Below are 17,496 nucleotides of genomic sequence, written 5' to 3'. Positions count from 1 at the left end.
TACTAGGCTGCTCGGCGATGGTGATAGCCCCCCAGTGACCCACGTCCCGCAATCCGGGCGTGACGCCAAATCTTTCGGCAGGAGACTTCGCAATGACCCCACGCTTCTCCCTCTTCGCGCGCACCGCGCTCACCCTGAGCGCGGCAGCAAGCCTGTTCGGCTGTGAGCCCCAGTTCAACGACCAGGTCTGCGAGAGCGACCAGGACTGCTTCCCCGACGAAGCATGCCAGGCCGGCGTGTGCATGCTGCGAAGCGACCTCCCGGATGTCGACCCGGACGCCGAACTCAACGCCTGCGGCGGCATCCAGGAGTTGGAGAACGCTCCGGGCGATCCCTGTGGCTCCTGCAACCTGGACCAGTTCCAGTGCGAGGGTGCCGAGCTTGTCTGCTCCGGCGATACGCCCTGCCCCGAGACCGACGTCATCACAACGACGCCCACCGACATCACCGCCCGGGGCGCGCACCTCAATGGCGAGCTGGCAGAGCTCCCCATCGAAGGCATCAGCGAGCTGGGCTTTTGTTGGTCTTCGAGCGAGGCCAGCCCCACGCTGGACAACGCCAACTGCGAGGCCATTGGGACCCTTCTCGAAGCCCCCGGCACCTTCTCCTTGCCGGTTGAGGGCTTAAACCCGGGTACCAGCTACAACGTCGCCACCTACTTCATCGATGGCGATTCCGACTCCGGCTATGGCAACACCCTGGCTTTCACCACCATGGCCCCCACGCCCACAAACGTCACCGCCGTCGTTGACGGCGGCGTCATCACCCTGAGCTGGGATGAGGCCGACGGGATCGTGGAGTATGAAGTGCTTCGTGACGGCACGTCCATCGCCGTCGTCGGCCAGCCCTCCTATGCCGACGAAGACGCGCCGGCGGGCACCCTCTCCGGCTACGAAGATCTCAGCGCCACGCAGGGCACCGAAAGCGCAGGCGTGCGCCTGACCTGGTCTGCGGCTACCGGAAGCCAGGGCGATGAACTCAGCTACGAAGTTGTCGCATCCTATCCCGACGCCGACAGCGCTCCTTCCGAAGCAGTCGTCGCTCAACTTCCCGCTCCGGCTCCGACCTCCTACGAAGTTCAGATCGACGACGGTGCCTGGATCGACGTGGGTCTTGTCACCGAGTACCTCGACGAGGACGCCCCCGAAGGCACCATTACCGCTGGCACCACCACGGTAAGTGCCGGCGAATTCGCCGACCGTGTCGAGGTGAGCATCAGCGGCAGCACAAGCGCAGACGGCCAGCCGCGACAGTACCGGGTTCGCGCCCTCGCCGACGCATCGGCCGGCGCTCCCAGCCCGCAAGTGTCGGGATTCCGCGACGCCGGCGAGCTCAGCTACCAGTGGCAGCGCACCACCTCCGACCTCGATCAGGAAAACGATTATCAGGATATCAGCGGCGCCACCTCGGCCACCTACAGCGACTTCGACGCCCCGGCAACCGGTGAAACGCGTTTCTACCGCGTGGTCGTAGGCGCCCCGGCTGCGCCCTCGGTCACCACCGCGGGCCAGGCCGGCTACCGCGCGTTTGGCGCCCAGATCAATCTGGCGTCGATCTCCGGGGTGGATACAAACAACGCCACCATCAGCGCCACGGTCACCGGCCTGGGCGATCCTGCAGCCACGGAGCATGGCATCTGCATCAGCACCCAGACCAACCCAGCCTATCCGGCCTCCGGCGCTACCGACTGCAGCTCGCGCGGTGCTCCCGCCTCCACCGGCCCGTTCACCGAATCCTTCTCCTCGCTTGCCCCCGCCACCACCTATTTCGTGCGCGCGTTCATCGTCAACGCCACCGGCACCTCCTACTCCGGCGAACAAACCTTCGTCACGATCCCCGGGGCCCCTACAAACCTGACCGCTTCCAACACCAACACGCAACACGTCGCACTTAGCTGGAACGCGGTCAGCGGCGCCGAGGGCTACCGCGTCTACCGCGACGGCAACCTGCTCACCGAGATCAACGACGCCGGTCAGACCGGCTTCAACGACACCACCGCCACCGAAAGCTCTCTGAATGCTCCGACCAACCTTCAGGCATCCACGAACAATGTGGATCAGGTCAACCTTACCTGGGAGGCCTCCGTCGCCAGCCCTGTCGTCACGTACGACTACACTGTGCGCGCCTACAACAGCGCGGGTGACGAGGGCAGCGCGAGCGACATCGCCACCGGCTCACGCGCCGCTCCCGCCATCACCGGCTACAGAATCTTCCGCGGGTCCAACATCATTAACCCTCCCGGAGTTGCCACCTCCTACGCCGACACCTCCGCCGACCCGGGCACCCTCGGCGCCCCGAGCGGCCTCACCGCCTCCACCACCAACGCCGCCCAGGTTGACCTGAGCTGGAGCGCTGCTGCAGGCAGCGCCGGAACTTCCTACGCCTACACCGTGCGCGCCCTCAGTGCGGCGGGCCCCTCGGCCCCCTCCAATGTGGCCACCGGCTCGCGCGCCGCGCCTGCCATCACCGGCTATGAGATCTTCCGAGACAGCGACCCGCTGGCCTCCCTCGGCCTCGTCACCTCCTACGCCGACACGACCGCCGACGCCGGCGCTATCGACACCGTCAACGACCTGAGCGCCTCGAACTCCAACCCCGATCAGGTTGACCTCAGCTGGAGCGCCCCTGCCACCGAAGCCGGCATCTCGCACGCCTACACCGTGCGCGCCCTCAGTGCGGCGGGCCCCTCGGCCCCCTCCACGTCCGTCAACGGCTCGCGCGCTGCACCCTCCATCACCGGCTACGACATCCTCGACGCCAGCGATGACTCCGTGCTCTCGACCGTGCCCTCCGCCGGGTCGGCCGCGCTGGCGGCCAACGCCCCCGACTACACCTTCGACCAGATCGACGGCACCTACGACAGCGGGAACAACGACATGGCGCTGACCATCACCAACGGCACCCCGGTGAATGGCGCCCCCATCACCGTCCGCATCATCGCCCGCGGTGAGAGCGGCATTGACGCCACCGCCTCGGCCGACGCCACAGGCTTCCGCCCCGCAACCTCCCTCGCCTTCACCTGGGAGCGCGCCAGCCTCGCCGCCGATCCCGTCGTCTGGGAAACCTTCGGGGCCGCGGACGCGGACTCCGTCACCGACGCCGACGTCGACGCGTCCAAGCTCACCTACCGCGCCCGCGTCGACATCGGCACCAACATCACCGTCGAAGTCCCCGCGGTCACCCTCAACATAAACTGAGGTCACTCCACACTCTTAACAGCTGTTAAGTTTGAAGCCGCGCCCGCCCCGGGCGCGGCTTCGTCCTTTTTGAATGTTGCGCTGGCGCCCATTGTGAAATCTTGTAAAATACTGCAATCGCCCCGCGCCCGAACCTATCCCTGGTGTTATAGTTCCGCCGCGATAACGTCTGCCGGAGCATTCGTAATACCGCGCGGTTCGTTGTCATGCTTGCGACACGACGCCACGAACAGGTGGTGAGCAGTATCCATGGCGCACAACTGCAGCCGCTCCCTCCGGCGAGCACGTAGTGAACTTAACTCTCCCCGTATTCGATTTCGCGTCTTCCTGAGGAGACTGTTGGCATGATGGAAAGTGAAGCGACTGTCTTGATCGTCGAGGACGACCCCGGCCTCGCCAGCGCTCTTGGTGAGTTGTTGGAAGCCGAGGGTTATAAAACCCGGGTCGAGCACAATGGCGAGCGCGCCATTGAACACATTCGCAGCGAGAACCCTGACGCGGTGCTCCTGGATCTGGGCCTGCCCGACTCCGACGGCTTTGAGGTGTGCAAGGCGGTGCGTCCCGCATATATGGGCGCCATCATCATGCTCACCGGCTCGCACGGCGACAATGACCACATCCGTGGTCTGGAGGTCGGTGCGGACGACTATGTCACCAAGCCGGTATCACCGCCTCTGCTTCTCGCGCGGCTTAAAGCCTTGCTGCGCCGCCTGGAACAGATCAGCGAAGTCACCGACCTTTCGGTTGCCAGCGGTGACTCCAAAAAGCTCAACATGGGGCCGCTCTTCATCGATCGACGCGCCCGCCAGGCCACAATCGACGAGACCCTGGTTGAGCTGACCACCTTCGAATTTGACCTGCTCTGGATGCTCGCCAGACGCTCCGGCACCACCGTGCGTCGCGATGAGCTCTACCGCCACCTGCTCGACCGCGAGTACGACGGCCTCGATCGCACCATCGACGTGCACATCAGCCGCCTGCGCAAAAAGCTCGTCGAGTTCGGCGGTGAGGCCGACTGGATCAAAACGGTGCACGGCAAGGGCTACCAGTTCTTCGTAGCCTGAACGCAGCCGCGGCGTACGTCGCGCTCACCGTCGCGAAGCTGAGCCAGGGCGCACGCGCCCTGGCTCAGCTTCGCTCGCCAGCGATGTCCCGCAACAGATAGTCGCGCCGCGCAGCCGAGGTCTCAAAGTTGGCCAGGGCGTGCATCATCTTGGTCACTGCCGCCTCCACATGCAGTCCTCCCCCACCGATCGCTCCGGCGTCGGCCAGGCGACGGCTATTCTCGTAGAGCCCCAGGTCAATTTTGCCTGCGGCCTGGGTGATCACGAGCACCTCCACCCCCGACGCCACCGCGCGCGAAACCATCGCCGTCATATCAGGCTCACTCGCAGGCACCGTCCCCATCCCGTAGGCCGCAAGCACAAGCCCGCCAAGCTCCCCACCCTCAAAAAGCGGCTCGATGAGCTTTGGGCTTAAACCCGGCGTCATCTGAAGCATCATCACACGAGCGTCGAAGCCGGGGCGAAAAACGTACTCCCCTGTCGGGTGACGCAGCCCGGCGCTCAATTCAATGTCGACGCCCAACTTCGCAATCGGGGCGGTACCCGGGCTATCAAAGGCGCGATAATCGTTGGCGTGGCTCTTGGTCGCGCGCGTTCCTCGTACCAGAATACCATCAAAACACACCCCGACCTCGGGGATCGCCCGGGTCGCAAGCTCCACGGCATCAGCCAGGTTGCGGCGCGCATCGGTGCGAAGGGCTCCCAGGGGACGCTGCGCACCGGTGAGAATCACGGGTTTGCCCAGATTCACCAGGGCAAAACTCAACGCCGCCGCGGTGTAGGCCATGGTGTCCGTGCCATGCACGATCACAAAACCGTCAAACGCGTCGCGACTCGCGTCGATCTCACACGCCAGCGCCTCCCAATGCGGTGGCCCCATATCACTGGAGTCGAGGTTGAAGACGATGCGCGTCTCAATCGTCGCCAGCTGCTCAAGCTCCGGCACCGCCTCGGTCAGGCGAGTGGCATACGCATCCGGGTAAAGCGGTGAACCGCTCATCCCCAGCGTCCCGCCGGTGTGCAAAATCAATACGCGTGGCATCTCAGACCTCTCGTCCATCATCACGGGGCCGTTTTGGGCGCACCGTCTCGTGGCTTCGCGCGCCGACTATGCGCCAGGCCATCCTCGCTATCAAGCAAGGAGCGCGTCGATCGCTGTTAACGCCCAGATCACCGCGTCTTCACGACGTGCCCCGGCCTTCAACGTACCTACCAGCGTTTGAAGGCGATAGAGCTCCACCACCTCCCAGCCCCGCGCCCACCGTCCCGGGGGCCACCTCGCTTCAAGCAGCTTGAGCACCTGCGCACTCTCCTCACGCCAGCGGCTCAACGTTCTCGATGCCGACCATCGCCCGAGCTCGATCAGCGGATGCCCCGCCCGCCCCATCTCCCAGTCAACCAGACACCACCCCCACGCCCCACCCACACGCCGCCCCATAACATGGGCATCTTTAAGATCCCCGTGCATCAAATACGCCTCCGCCCCCAACATCGCCAGCGCCTCCCCTCCGGCCGCGATCGTTGCGCGCACCCGGGCCAACCTCGCCACCCCGAGACGCTCCACCACAACCTCCTGGCCCAGCGCCCAGCCCATAAACCCGTCAAACTCCGCACGGTGCGTGTCCCAGCGCTTCGTCAACGCCAGCCCCTCCCCCAGTAGCCCCGGACACGCGTAGCGACGCGCGCTCGCAATCCTCACGATCGCCTCCGCCACATCGACCTGCGTCGGGCAAGCAGCCGCCTCGCCATCCACATACGCAACCAGAGACCAGTAGTCCGCGCGCCGGCTTCCATCGCGCTCCTCCCCGCAATCCAGCAACGCCGGCGCGCCCACCACCCCGGCCAGCTCGCCACATACCCCGCACTCCGTCTGCCAGGCACGCCGCCCGCCGGCGTACTCCCGATAGACCGCTCGTCGCCCCTCTCCCAACGACACAACCACCCCGGGATTGGTGCCACCGGCCAGGCGCCCGATCACCTCGATCGACGCCCAACGCCAAAGACGACGTCGTAGCGCGTCGCGATCCATCGACTGGTCCTCAACCAACTCCCAGGGGCGCTCATCAGGGACGACCAACGCTGGCGCATCCGTGGTTTTAGTGCAGCCCCCCGTCCTCGTATCGTTCGCATCAACCAAGTCTCACTCCTGCCTTCCTCCAACCAGCCGATCACCGCATCCTGCAAGCACGTCACGGCATTCAAGCGCATTGAGCAACGCTGGCACGGACGGCTCCCCCCACTCCCCCTGACGCTTTCCAACACCCTCGCACTGCTTACATTCTCGCCGTCTAAAATCGCCCGGCCGCCCGCCGCGCCCACATCTTCTCAGGAGTCCCTATGCTTGAACACCTCCCCGCAACGCAACGCGGCAGCACCCGCATCGACTGGCTCAACTCTCGCCACTCCTTCTCCTTCGGCGGCTACCACAACCCCGACCGAATGGGCTTTCGCAACCTGCGCGTTATCAACGATGATATCGTCTCCCCCGGCGCGGGATTTGGCTCCCACCCCCACCGCGACATGGAGATCATCTCCTACGTCGTCGACGGACAACTCGCCCACCGCGACTCCATGGGCAACGGCTCCACCATTGGCCCGGGTGAAGTCCAGCGCATGAGCGCGGGCACCGGTGTGCGTCATAGCGAGTTCAACGACTCCGACACCCAACCGGTGCGCTTTCTCCAGATCTGGATTCCCCCCTCCGAGCCCGGGCTGACGCCTTCCTACGAACAACGCAATTTCGAGCTGAGCTCCTCACCCAACACCTTCCACCTCATCGTCTCCCCGGACGCCGACGGTGACGCGCTGAAGATCCACCAGGACGCCCGCATCTACGCCGCCCGCATCGACGAGGGGCACGCCGTCGACATCACGCTTCCCGAAGGACGCTACGGCTGGGTTCAGGTGGTGCGCGGTACGCTTAAGGTCAACGACCAGCCCCTCGGCGAGGGCGATGGCCTGGCCGCGTTTCAGGAGCCGACACTCCGTTTTAAGGCCACCGCTGCGTCCGAAGTGCTCTTCTTTGATCTGGCCTGATCTCACGCTGCCAACCGGAGGCCTCTTGCGCCGGGCCAGTGGTGCGGGCATCGTCCCCCACGCCACTGGCCTACTCCCTGCCCCGACTGTCTCTATGGCTCAGACCTATTTCGCCACCACCCAGCCCGGCCTCGAAGAGGCGCTTCTCGCGGAGCTTCGCCAACTCAAGATCAAAAAGCCGCGAATGCTTACCGGCGGCGTCGAGTTCCAGGCCACCTACGCCACCCTCTATGAGGCGAACCTCACTCTGCGCAGCGCCACACGCATCTGGCTTCGCCTTGATGAGTTTCGCGCCCGAGACACCTCCGAGCTCTACCGAAAATGCAGGCGCTTCGACTGGGAGCGTCTCATCGGCTCGGACCTCACCCTTAACATCCACGCGCACAGCCAGCAGAGCCGTATGGTGCACACCGGCACCATCGCGGAAGTTGTCGCGCAGGCGATTGGCGAACGCTTTGCCGACGAGCTACAGCGCCCGGCCCCCGAGTTCGGCGAAAGCGACCAGGCCCAGCGAATCATGGTGCGCATCGAGGGCGATCGCTGCCAGCTCAGCCTCGACACCAGCGGACCGCGTCTCCAACAACGCGGCTGGCGAACCGAATCGGGCCCGGCCCCCCTCCGCGAAAACATCGCCGCCGGCCTGTTGCTACTCTCCGGCTGGCAGCCCGACCAACCCCTGCTCGATCCGATGTGCGGCAGCGCTACCATCCTCATTGAGGCCGCGCTCATGGCCACGAAGACCCCGCCAAACCTCACGCGCAGCTTCGCCTTTGAGGGCTGGCAAAACCTCGACAGCGCCCGACTCGCCGCATTTCGAGACTCACTTCGAGCCGCCCGCAAGCCCGAAGCTCCCACCCGGATTCTGGGATTTGACCGCGATCCCCACGTGTTGGAAGCCGCCGCCGCAAACGCCCGCCGCGCCGGCGTCGACACTCAACTTCATCTTACGCCCGCCCCCCTCGCGGAGCTCTGCTCCCCCGACACCCCTCCCGGCCTCATCCTGACCAACCCACCCTATGGCGAGCGCCTGGAGAGTGGCGACGTCCTGCCCACGCTCATCGAGCGCTGGCAAAACGAGCTCCCCTCATGGTCACTGGCCTTTATCTGGCCCCGCGAGCGCGCCACCGAGGTTCAGGCACTCGCCACACATCGCCTCAAAAGTATCGCCACCATCTTTAACGGCGGCATCTCCGTCGATCTCTGGCACAGCAACCCTCCGGGCTGACACGCACGTCACGGCGTATGGAGCCCCTGGCTCCATGAATTTTCATTTCGGACGCAAAACCCGGGCGCCACACTCGATAATAGATCGAGTGCCCACCACGGGCACCCTGACGGGGGGGCCGTTCAACCCGACAGCACACCGTGAACAGAAATTGATTCCGATGGATGTAACATCGGGACTCCGTGACGCGGGCAAGGCGCATAAAGAAAGGCGATTCACATCGTCGAGGCTTTGCAACGCAGTCCGCGGGGCTATCGATGCAGCACACCCGGCCTCAACGCGAGTTCACGGCGTCACACTTCAACGACGTTGCAAACCATGACGAGGGGACGTGATGGGACTGAACTTTCGATGGAACATCTTCGGGCTAAAAACGCGACGCATCGTTAAAATTCGCCGCGAACTCGATGCATTGCTTACGCGTCGACACCAACGCGACGCACTCGACGAGCCCCCCGACGCCGAGCCGGTGCTGGTGGCCTTCCCGCCCGGTGGTCGACCGCAGATTTATCACTTTGAGCGCGGCCACCGAGAGAGCCAGGCCGCCCGGCGCAACGCCGGGCAGGCCAACATCTCGGCACATGCACGTTCGACCTACGCTCCGCCAGCACTCGAAGATCTGGGAGCGGCCAGCGCGCTGGCGTCCAACCCCAACATTCATATCCACAACGCCCCGGAGCCCGCCTCAGCCGAAGATCATGAGCAGGATCGCCTGCCCCAGAATCATCCCGTCTAATGCGCCCGCATAATAGAGTTCGCCGGGGGGGCGGCGCGCCGCGAAGCGGCGCTTGCCGTAGAGCAGCAAGCCGAGCGAAGCGAGGCTGGCGAGCATCACTGCCAGCCCCCCTACGCCCGGACCCGAGAAGGCGCGCACCGCCGCCGAGACGATCACCGCCAGCACCGCCGTCTGCGCCAGCACAAAACTCCAATCTTCCCCCAGCCGCCCGGCGAGCGTACGCAGCCCTCCGGCCCGATCGCTGTGCAAATCGCGCACATCAAAGGGGAGCGTCAGCGCATACACAAAGAGCGCACGTTCCAGCATAAGCCACGTCCATATGCCCGGATTGAGCGGCCCCCCCAACTCCAGCGCCGGCAACCCGCAGGTCACCACCGCCCACACCAACGCCGTGACCGGCGTCTTCACATGCGGAAGATCTTTAAGCCGCGCCCCCTTCCAGAAGATCAACGGCAGGCTGTAGCCCACCGACACCACGGCCAGCGGCACCAGCGCCACCAACGTCGGCAGACGCAACATCCAGGCCGACACAGCACTCCCTGCTACGCCCAGCCCGATCACCACTGTCACTATCCCCCGATGCCCGCTCAACCACCTATGACGCACACTCCCCGCCAGGCGATCTTCGCCGCGGCCTCCTACCCGGCGATCCAGGCTGTACACCGCGAGCGTCGCCCACAAGACCGTCGACCCCAGCGCAATGATCGCCCCGGACGCCCCGCCAAACTGGCGCGCGCTGGCCAGCGTCAACGCGGCCGCCCCGGTCGCAATCCAGATGTTCGAAAAGATCAGTGCGCTGAGAACGCGCATCGCAGACTCCTGCCACAAATCACCGCCGCTTCGCCTGGCAGCCCAGAGAGTCGAGCAAGCGCGCGGCGCATCAAACCACCCTACGCCGCATCACAGGGGGAGGCCACCCGGCGAATCGCCGCGCCCGTTGCTCGCCAGCACCATCCTCTGGCACCATCGCAACCCTTCGCCAATTTCCGGACTTCCTTCCCACGATGGACCCATGCACGTTTTTGACCCGCTTACGCTGGACGACGCCGCCCGAGATAAGCTCGCCAGCGAACTCAACACGCTGCTCCTTCCCTACTTCCCCGAGAGCACCACCGAGGCCATCCACAGGCAGTACTTTCACAGCGGCATCGAGCGCAGTCGCATCGCGCTTCTTAAAGAGCACGACAGGCTGACCGGCTTTCAAATCGTCACCTCCTCCCCGGTGACGCTGCCCGCCGGCGACTTCATGATCATCCGCAGCGTGGTCGCCCGTGCACAGGCCAACCGCACACGAGGCTCCCGGGCCTTTGAGCGCTTTGGCCCCACAGAACTCATCCGTCAGGCGCTGCGCGCCCACGCCTCGGGTCGCAGACCCTGGCTTCTGGGCCAATCCGCTGGCCCGGTCACCTACATGCGCCTCGCACCCTACTTCCGCACGATCCTCCCCCCGCCCGACCCACACGCCAACGCATCACCCGCACAACGCGCGATCTTCGTCGATCTCCTCCGCACGATCGACATGATCCCCGAACATCCCGAAGCCTGGTCGATGCGCAATGGCCCCATCTACCCCATCTCCCCCGATGAACGCGCCACCTGGCTCGGTCGCCCCGAGCCGACCGTCCACCGCTTCTTTCAAGAATGCCCCGACGCCGGCACCGGTCAGGTCTTGCTCTTCGGCGTCGAGCTCACACTGCCCACCCTGGCCGCTATCCTCCCCCGCCAGCTCCAGCACCTGATGCGCCGCCGCAAACGCGCCACGACCTGAGCGGCCCCGGTGTTTCGGGCATAAAAAAACCCGCGAAGCTTTCGCTTCGCGGGTTTCTTTAAGTCGGGGCGACAGGATTTGAACCTGCGACCCCTTGCACCCCATGCAAGTGCGCTACCAGGCTGCGCCACGCCCCGACATCCGACTCTCTCAGGCCCCGTGTTGCAGGCCCTCGTTGAGTGGAGCGCTTAAATACCCAGCCCCCCCGATGGCGTCAACACCCTTTTTGAAAAACTTTCATTTTTCTCCGAAAAGCCCCTCCTCCCAACCCTTGAACTTTCCCGATCGGCGATCCATCATGCGCTGCCCTCGTCGGCCCCGCGCCGACATGTGCCAGGGAGGCCGGGGCAGACGTCAACGTCGGGGCTTTGAGGGCCCGCGCAGCACTGAAGGTGCGATCGTGAAGAAAATCGTCGCAATTGCGAACCAGAAAGGAGGCGTGGGAAAAACCACGACCTCAGTCAACCTGGCCGCCTGCCTGGCCGCAGAGTCCTGCCGGGTGCTCCTGATCGACCTCGACCCCCAGGGCAACGCCACAAGTGGCGTCGGCGTCGATCGCGAGGAGTGCGACACCTCGATCTACGATGCGCTCGTGGGACTGCGCTCCGTCGAGACGCTTATACGCTCCACTCAGACCGAGAACCTCGATCTGATCCCCAGCACCACCGACCTTGCCGGAGCCCAGATCGAGCTGGTCAGCGCAGATGACCGCGAATTCCGACTTCGTCAGGCCCTGGAGAAGGTCCCCGACGACTACGACTTCGTGATCCTCGACTGCCCTCCCTCCTTAGGGCTGCTCACCATCAACGCGCTGGCCGCCGCCAACACCGTGCTCGTACCCATCCAGACCGAGTATTACGCGCTTGAGGGCCTGGGCCATCTGCTTCGCACCATTGAGCTCATCCACGAGCACCTCAACCCGGCGCTGACCATCGAGGGCATCCTGTTGACCATGTACGACTCGCGCACCAACTTAAGCGAGCAGGTCGCCACGGAAGTCTCCACCCATTTCGGCGAGCTCGTCTTCCAGACGGTCATCCCCCGCAACGTGCGCCTGGGGGAGGCGCCCTCCTTCGGGATGCCGATCAGCGAATACGACCGCAGCTCCCGCGGCGCGATCTCCTACCGTGACTTCGCCCGCGAATTCCTCAAGCGTAACGGGCACGGCGGCGTCAGCGCCTCCGCCTGATAAGGACCACTTATGGCACCGACCGACGATCAGAAGCCGACGCGCAAGGCGCTCGGCAAAGGCCTGGGCGCGCTCATCCCTAAACAGGCCGAGAGCGCTGAGAAGCGCGAATTTATTCGACTTCCCATCGCTCGCATCGACACCGCGCGCCCCCAGCCCCGCACCTACTTCGATGGCGAGCGCATTGAGGAGTTGGCAGAGAGCATCAAAGAGAGCGGGCTGATTCAACCCCTGGTCGTGCGCGAACGCCAGGGCCGCTACGAGCTCATCGCTGGCGAGCGCCGCCTGCGCGCCTGCAAACGAGCTGGCTTGAGCGAGGTCCCGGTCGTCATCAAAGACGTCACCGACTTTGAGGCCTACACCCTGGCGCTCATCGAGAATATTCAGCGCGAAGATCTCAACCCGGTTGAAGAAGCCCTGGCCTACCAGAAGCTCCTCGACGACTCCGGCCTGAGCCAGGCCGATCTGGCCATCCGCGTGGGCAAGTCTCGCAGCGCGCTGGCCAACTCCGTGCGACTGCTCACCTTGAGTGAGTTTGTGCTCGATCTTCTCGCCAGCGGCGAACTCAGCGCCGGCCACGCCCGCGCCATCATCACCCTCGAAGCCGAGGCCGCCGAACGGCTCGCCGCTCAGGTCGTCGCCGAGGGCTGGTCGGTCCGCGAGACCGAAGAGTACGTACGCAACCTCAAGGAGCCGCCGGGCAAAAAGGCCGAGCCCAAACGCAACCGCTACCGCGACGACGCGCTGGTGCGCGACCTCACCGAACGCCTCCAGCACAGCCTTGGAACCCGCGTCAAAGTCAAAGACCGCCAGGGCAAGGGTAAGATCGAGATCTTCTACGACGACGTCGAGATCCTGCAATCTGTCCTCGACCGCATCATCGTCGACGACAAAGAATCGCAGGGCTGAACGTCTTTAAGAGTACAAAAAAAGAGCCCGGCGCTAACGCGCCGGGCTCTTCTCTTTTCGTGATGCTCACCGCCCTCATCAGGCCCGCATCACTCAGCCGCAACAGCCCTTTCGACCGCAGCGCGCCGCGACTTCCGGCTTAAAGAACGCCTCCAGAAACTCCGGCGAAAAATACTGCGCGGCGATCTCCGGCTCCACCTCCATGGCCTGGCGCACCCAGTACTGCACGATGTCGGCATCGGAGCGCGCTGCGGCCTCGGTGATCAGGCGCGTCGCCGTCTCGCGCTGGTAGGCCTTCCACAACTCCCCGATGGCGTGATCCCAGAGCGTGGGCTGCTCCGAGGGCGATGCCGATTCCACCGCCGCCAGCACCCCGGCCAACTCCCCGGTGCGCATCGCATGCGCCAGGGGCTTTTGCAGCCGCCCGGCCCCGAACTGCCAGAGCACCACAACCACCGCCGCCACGGCCGCCACAATCATCCACAGTGTTAATGTCATCGTCTCACCCTGGTTCGTTGCGTTGTTCAGACCGGCCGCACGCCGCTCTTTCGATACGGGCGCTCCACGCGCTTCTCACGCGCAAGCTCCAGCCCTGCCAGTAAATAGTCGCGTGTCTCCCGCGGATCAATCACCTCATCAATCAGCCCTCGCCCCGCCACCTTGTAGATATCGATGTAGGGGCGGATCGCCTCGACCATCTGCCCCTTGACCTCCTCGGCGTCCGGCGCGCCCTCCAGCATCTTGCGAGCAAAGATCGACACCATCCCCTCCGGGCCCATCACGCTGATCTCGGCGGTGGGCCAGGCCACAATCAGATCCGGCTCATAGGCCCGCCCGCACATCACATAATAGCCCGCACCGTAAGCCTTTCGCACAATCACGGTCAGCTTGGGCACCGTGGCGCTGGCCACCTCAAAAAGCATCTTCGCACCGTGGCGAATGATGCCCGCCTTCTCCACCTTGCTGCCGATGATGAAGCCCGGCACATCCTGAAAGAAGATCAGCGGGATGTTGAAGCTGTTGCACAGGTTGATAAAACGCGCGGCCTTATCGGCCGCGTCATTCTCCAGAATCCCCCCGAGGTATTTAGGGTTGTTGGCCACCACCCCCACCGGCTGCCCACCCAGACGCGCAAAGGCCGTGACGATGTTGCGCGCAAACTTCGGCTTCATCTCAAAGATCGACCCCTCATCGACCACCGCCGCCACGAGCTTCCGCATATCGTAGGCTCGGCGACTCGACTCCGGCAGCACGTCAAGTAGCCCCTCACACAGCGCACCGCCGGGCTCGCGCGCCTCGTCCGGCACCGCCTCGGCAACCGGTGCGCGATCTTCGCAATGCTGCGGCATGTAGCTCAAATAATCCTTGATGGCGTCAAGACAGTCCTCATCGCTTTTGTAGATCTGGTCGGCCACCCCCGACGCCTCATTATGCACCCGCGCTCCACCCAACGCCTGCTCATCGATGTCCTCCCCGACCGCCGCCTTCACAAGCGGGGGGCCTCCCAGGGCCATAAAGCTCGTGCCATCGACCATCGGCACAAAGTCGGCGAGCCCGGGGATATACGCCGTGCCCGCGGCCCCCGGCCCCAGCATTGCGGCCACCTGCGGCACCACTCCGCTCATGATCACCTGCTCGCGAAAGAGATAGCCCGTGTTAGCAAAGAGCGTGACCTGGTCACCATCAATACCCGAGCCCCCGTGCACCCGCGCCCCGGCCGAATCAATAAGCCAGATCATCGGAACGCGGTTTTTCAACGCGAACTCCCGGGCGCGCGTCACCTTCCGCTCTCCCACATCACCGATCGAGCCGCCCAGCACCGTAAAGTCGTAGGCCGCGCAGACCGCCATCCGCCCGCGGATCTTTCCAAAACCACACACGACCCCGTCGGCCGGCGTCCGCACCTTCTCCGGTGGCACCGGTTGACTGTTGGAATGAAAAAACGCGTGCTGGCCGAACTCCCTGAAGCTCCCCTCATCAAAGAGGTAAGCGATGCGCTGGCGCACATCGAGCTTGCCCCGCTCATGCTGACGCGCCACGCGCCGGGGCCCTCCCATCTGCGCGACGTCTTCGCGACGTTTCCACAATGCCTCGACCAGCTCTCGCATGCGTTTGTTTTCCGACATCGCTCACTCCTACAACACACCCGCAACACACAGGGTCGCCCGGCGCGCGTCATTGAAATTCGGCATGATTTCGTGTCGCCTGCAGAATAGAAGCCCGAGGCGATCGCGCGCAACAAGGCCCCCCATCACATTTCGCCCCTCGCCGGGAATCCTCGCCCACCCCACAACGTTGGTCGGCGGATTGAAGCGCCCCCGCTTCGTCCCCGCCTTACTTGACGCGTCGCTCTTTCCCCTTCGGGCGTCGCCCTCCCCCCTCACCATCGAGCCCCCCCCCTATGGAACACCTCATCCCCTCACGTCTTCGCCCCACCCTCAACGATCTCGGCCTGCTCATCCTTCGCCTGTGGATCGGTGGCGCGATGCTCGTTGCCCACGGCATGCCCAAACTCTCGAACTTTGGCGAATACTCGACCTCCTTCCCGGACCCGCTGGGCCTCTCCAGCCCGGTGAGCCTGACCCTGGCCGTGGGCGCCGAAGTCGGGGCCTCGCTTCTGCTGATGCTCGGTCTGGCCACGCGCGTCGTCAGCGTGCCGCTTCTCGTCACGATGCTCATCGCCGCGTTCGTGATCCACGGCGACGATCCCTGGCAGAAAAAGGAGTTCGCGCTGATGTACGCCGTCCCCTACCTCACCTTCATGCTCACCGGCCCGGGGCGCTTCTCGCTCGACCACCTCATCGCCCGCAAAAAAGGCGACGCCTGAGCCTGCTCCCCTCGGATGCACGCATCGTAACGACGCCATAACGCGCCCCTTGTGCCCGAGGCCCGCTCGCGTTCTACTTCCGCGCACCCAACATGTGTGATGGCGAAGTCTCAAGACGTGAGCGTGCGCGATGCGAAAGATCAAACTTCATTGGTGGATCCTCCTGGGCATGGTCGTCGGCGTTGTCTGGGGCATGGCCCTGCACGGCACCTACTACGAGACGCTGCTCGAGCAGGCCCGCCAGCAGGTGCTCGGCCCGAGCTACCGTCCCGACGACCTGATCGGTGCGACCCGCGAGATCAACACCGCGCTGCAAAGCCTGATGAACCAGACCCCGGCCGGGGCCGCCGCCCGGGGTCTGGCCGAGCTCTTCCTGGCGCTCCTGCGCATGATCGTCATTCCCCTGGTCTTCGCCTCGCTGGTCTGCGGCATCACCGGGATGCGCGACTTTGCTCGCCTTCGCCGCATCGGCGCGCGCGCCGCCGCCTGGTACGTCACCACAAGCCTGCTCGCCATTCTTCTGGGACTCCTCCTGGTCAATCTCTTCGAGCCCGGCGTCGGCCTCTCGATGCCCATGGCCCTCGGCGAGGTTGACATCCCCGCGCCCAGCGGCCCCTGGGAGATGCTCCTCTCGGTGGTGCCCACCAACGTGGTCGCCGCCGCGGCCAACTTCGATCTTCTGGGGCTGATCTTTTTTGCGATCCTCTTCGGGATCTTCACCCTCCAGGTTGATGAGCCCTTTCTGGAGACGATCGACGGCTTCTTTCAGGCTGTGTTTGCCGTGATGATGAAGATGACCCTCTTCATCATCGCCCTGGCCCCGGTGGGCATCGCTGCGCTCATCGCCCGCCTGCTCGCCATCACCGGTCCGGAGGCCCTGACAAGCGTAGTGGGCTACGCGGGCACGGTCGCCGCCGCCCTGCTCCTGCACGGGCTTGTGACCCTGCCGCTCCTCTTCTGGCTTCTCACCCGCCGCAACCCCTACCGGGTGCTCGGCGCGATGGGCGCCACGCTGCTCACGGCCTTCTCCACCGCCTCCTCCGCCGGCACCCTGGGCATGACGCTTGAGCAGCTCGAAGATACCGTCGGCGTCAAAAACGAAGTCGGCGGCTTTGTGCTCCCCTTAGGCGCCACGATCAACATGGACGGCACCGCCCTCTACGAATGCGTCGCCGTCCTCTTCATCGCCCAGGTCTACGCCAGCGCCAACCCCGACTTCGTGCTCACCTTCTCCACCCAGCTCACCATCGTGGCGCTCGCCTTGATGGTCAGCATCGGCGCGGCCGGCATCCCGCACGCCGGCCTGGTGATGATGGTCATCATTTTCGAGGCCGTGGGCCTGCCCCTGGAGCTCATCGCCCTTCTGTGGGCCATCGACCGCCCCCTCGACATGATGCGCACGATGATCAATGTCTGGAGCGACTCCATCGGCGCCACCGCCATCGCCCACTTCGAAGACGCCATCGACGAGAGCAAGCTCTTCGCCCCCGAGCGCGAAGACGGCTCCTACGCCACCCCATAACCCCCACATTCACTCAAGGATTC

The 17,496-nt window shown here is 64.7% G+C and carries 15 protein-coding genes and 1 tRNA gene; 10 read left to right on the top strand and 6 right to left on the bottom strand.

The window, feature by feature from the left end; genetic code table 11:
* The first annotated feature begins 92 nt into the window (after positions 1–92).
* Positions 93–3,197, top strand: coding sequence for a fibronectin type III domain-containing protein (locus tag EA187_RS02885; RefSeq protein ID WP_127779106.1), 3,105 nt, complete (start codon positions 93–95; stop codon positions 3,195–3,197).
* Positions 3,198–3,541: 344 nt separating this feature from the next.
* Positions 3,542–4,261: a response regulator transcription factor gene (locus EA187_RS02880; protein ID WP_206524168.1), complete on the top strand. Its 720-nt coding sequence runs from the start codon at positions 3,542–3,544 to the stop codon at positions 4,259–4,261.
* Between the two features lie 64 nt (positions 4,262–4,325).
* Here the strand turns inward: EA187_RS02880 and EA187_RS02875 are convergent, their stop codons facing one another.
* Together EA187_RS02875 and EA187_RS02870 are read right to left on the bottom strand one after the other, a co-directional pair.
* Positions 4,326–5,303, bottom strand: a complete 978-nt coding sequence (locus EA187_RS02875) for an asparaginase (RefSeq protein ID WP_164855924.1) — start codon at positions 5,301–5,303, stop codon at positions 4,326–4,328.
* Positions 5,304–5,393: 90 nt separating this feature from the next.
* Positions 5,394–6,398 carry a phosphotransferase gene (locus EA187_RS02870; RefSeq protein ID WP_127779105.1) on the bottom strand — a complete coding sequence of 335 codons (1,005 nt, stop codon included), beginning with the start codon at positions 6,396–6,398 and terminating at the stop codon, positions 5,394–5,396.
* A 200-nt stretch (positions 6,399–6,598) separates the two neighbouring features.
* Here EA187_RS02870 and EA187_RS02865 point away from each other — a divergent pair, with 200 nt between their 5' ends.
* From EA187_RS02865 to EA187_RS02855, 3 genes are all read left to right on the top strand, one after another.
* Positions 6,599–7,297 (top strand): pirin family protein, encoded by a 699-nt coding sequence (locus EA187_RS02865; protein WP_127779104.1) that lies wholly within the window; start codon positions 6,599–6,601, stop codon positions 7,295–7,297.
* 94 nt (positions 7,298–7,391) lie between these two features.
* A complete protein-coding gene (locus EA187_RS02860; protein WP_164855923.1) occupies positions 7,392–8,522 on the top strand; it encodes a THUMP domain-containing class I SAM-dependent RNA methyltransferase in 1,131 nt (376 codons plus the stop codon).
* 334 nt (positions 8,523–8,856) lie between these two features.
* The gene (locus EA187_RS02855; RefSeq protein WP_127779102.1) at positions 8,857–9,258 is read left to right on the top strand and encodes a hypothetical protein; all 402 of its coding nucleotides are present in this window, start codon (positions 8,857–8,859) and stop codon (positions 9,256–9,258) included.
* Here the strand turns inward: EA187_RS02855 and EA187_RS02850 are convergent.
* Positions 9,208–10,068, bottom strand: a complete 861-nt coding sequence (locus tag EA187_RS02850; protein WP_127779101.1) for a UbiA family prenyltransferase — start codon at positions 10,066–10,068, stop codon at positions 9,208–9,210. The two genes, EA187_RS02855 and EA187_RS02850, sit on opposite strands and share 51 nt — an antisense overlap.
* Before the next feature lie 202 nt (positions 10,069–10,270).
* Here EA187_RS02850 and EA187_RS02845 point away from each other — a divergent pair, with 202 nt between their 5' ends.
* On the top strand, positions 10,271–11,026 hold the full coding sequence (locus tag EA187_RS02845; RefSeq protein ID WP_127779100.1) for a hypothetical protein: 756 nt from the start codon (positions 10,271–10,273) through the stop codon (positions 11,024–11,026).
* A 63-nt stretch (positions 11,027–11,089) separates the two neighbouring features.
* Here EA187_RS02845 and EA187_RS02840 read toward each other — a convergent pair.
* Positions 11,090–11,163 (bottom strand) — tRNA-Pro (locus EA187_RS02840).
* Positions 11,164–11,426: 263 nt separating this feature from the next.
* On the opposite strand from EA187_RS02840, the gene EA187_RS02835 reads away from it, so the two are divergent.
* Positions 11,427–12,215: a ParA family protein gene (locus EA187_RS02835; RefSeq protein WP_127779099.1), complete on the top strand. Its 789-nt coding sequence runs from the start codon at positions 11,427–11,429 to the stop codon at positions 12,213–12,215.
* 12 nt (positions 12,216–12,227) lie between these two features.
* Positions 12,228–13,124, top strand: a complete 897-nt coding sequence (locus tag EA187_RS02830; RefSeq protein ID WP_115603012.1) for a ParB/RepB/Spo0J family partition protein — start codon at positions 12,228–12,230, stop codon at positions 13,122–13,124.
* Positions 13,125–13,217: 93 nt separating this feature from the next.
* Here the strand turns inward: EA187_RS02830 and EA187_RS02825 are convergent, their stop codons facing one another.
* Both EA187_RS02825 and EA187_RS02820 read right to left on the bottom strand, forming a co-directional pair.
* Entirely contained in the window at positions 13,218–13,622 is a 405-nt protein-coding gene (locus tag EA187_RS02825; RefSeq protein WP_127779098.1) for a hypothetical protein, read from the bottom strand.
* Positions 13,623–13,648: 26 nt separating this feature from the next.
* The gene (locus tag EA187_RS02820; protein ID WP_206524167.1) at positions 13,649–15,250 is read right to left on the bottom strand and encodes an acyl-CoA carboxylase subunit beta; all 1,602 of its coding nucleotides are present in this window, start codon (positions 15,248–15,250) and stop codon (positions 13,649–13,651) included.
* 275 nt (positions 15,251–15,525) lie between these two features.
* Between EA187_RS02820 and EA187_RS02815 the strand changes: the two genes are divergently transcribed.
* Both EA187_RS02815 and EA187_RS02810 read left to right on the top strand, forming a co-directional pair.
* On the top strand, positions 15,526–15,951 hold the full coding sequence (locus EA187_RS02815) for a DoxX family protein (protein ID WP_127779097.1): 426 nt from the start codon (positions 15,526–15,528) through the stop codon (positions 15,949–15,951).
* Positions 15,952–16,081: 130 nt separating this feature from the next.
* Positions 16,082–17,473: a dicarboxylate/amino acid:cation symporter gene (locus tag EA187_RS02810; RefSeq protein ID WP_127779096.1), complete on the top strand. Its 1,392-nt coding sequence runs from the start codon at positions 16,082–16,084 to the stop codon at positions 17,471–17,473.
* Positions 17,474–17,496: the final 23 nt, after the last annotated feature.

Origin of the sequence: Lujinxingia sediminis (assembly GCF_004005565.1) — a bacterium.
Taxonomy (GTDB): Bacteria; Myxococcota_A; Bradymonadia; order Bradymonadales; family Bradymonadaceae; genus Lujinxingia; species Lujinxingia sediminis.
This window is presented reverse-complemented; position numbering and strand designations above follow the sequence as displayed.

Excerpts from the sequence above, each read along its gene's own strand:
- EA187_RS02885 (WP_127779106.1), top strand. The coding sequence starts at position 93 with ATGACCCCACGCTTCTCCCTCTTCGCGCGCACCGCGCTCACCCTGAGC.
- EA187_RS02880 (WP_206524168.1), top strand. The coding sequence starts at position 3,542 with ATGATGGAAAGTGAAGCGACTGTCTTGATCGTCGAGGACGACCCCGGC.
- EA187_RS02875 (WP_164855924.1), bottom strand. The coding sequence starts at position 5,303 with ATGCCACGCGTATTGATTTTGCACACCGGCGGGACGCTGGGGATGAGC.
- EA187_RS02865 (WP_127779104.1), top strand. The coding sequence starts at position 6,599 with ATGCTTGAACACCTCCCCGCAACGCAACGCGGCAGCACCCGCATCGAC.
- EA187_RS02860 (WP_164855923.1), top strand. The coding sequence starts at position 7,392 with ATGGCTCAGACCTATTTCGCCACCACCCAGCCCGGCCTCGAAGAGGCG.
- EA187_RS02855 (WP_127779102.1), top strand. The coding sequence starts at position 8,857 with ATGGGACTGAACTTTCGATGGAACATCTTCGGGCTAAAAACGCGACGC.
- EA187_RS02850 (WP_127779101.1), bottom strand. The coding sequence starts at position 10,068 with ATGCGCGTTCTCAGCGCACTGATCTTTTCGAACATCTGGATTGCGACC.
- EA187_RS02845 (WP_127779100.1), top strand. The coding sequence starts at position 10,271 with ATGCACGTTTTTGACCCGCTTACGCTGGACGACGCCGCCCGAGATAAG.
- EA187_RS02830 (WP_115603012.1), top strand. The coding sequence starts at position 12,228 with ATGGCACCGACCGACGATCAGAAGCCGACGCGCAAGGCGCTCGGCAAA.
- EA187_RS02825 (WP_127779098.1), bottom strand. The coding sequence starts at position 13,622 with ATGACATTAACACTGTGGATGATTGTGGCGGCCGTGGCGGCGGTGGTT.
- EA187_RS02820 (WP_206524167.1), bottom strand. The coding sequence starts at position 15,250 with ATGTCGGAAAACAAACGCATGCGAGAGCTGGTCGAGGCATTGTGGAAA.
- EA187_RS02815 (WP_127779097.1), top strand. The coding sequence starts at position 15,526 with ATGGAACACCTCATCCCCTCACGTCTTCGCCCCACCCTCAACGATCTC.
- EA187_RS02810 (WP_127779096.1), top strand. The coding sequence starts at position 16,082 with ATGCGAAAGATCAAACTTCATTGGTGGATCCTCCTGGGCATGGTCGTC.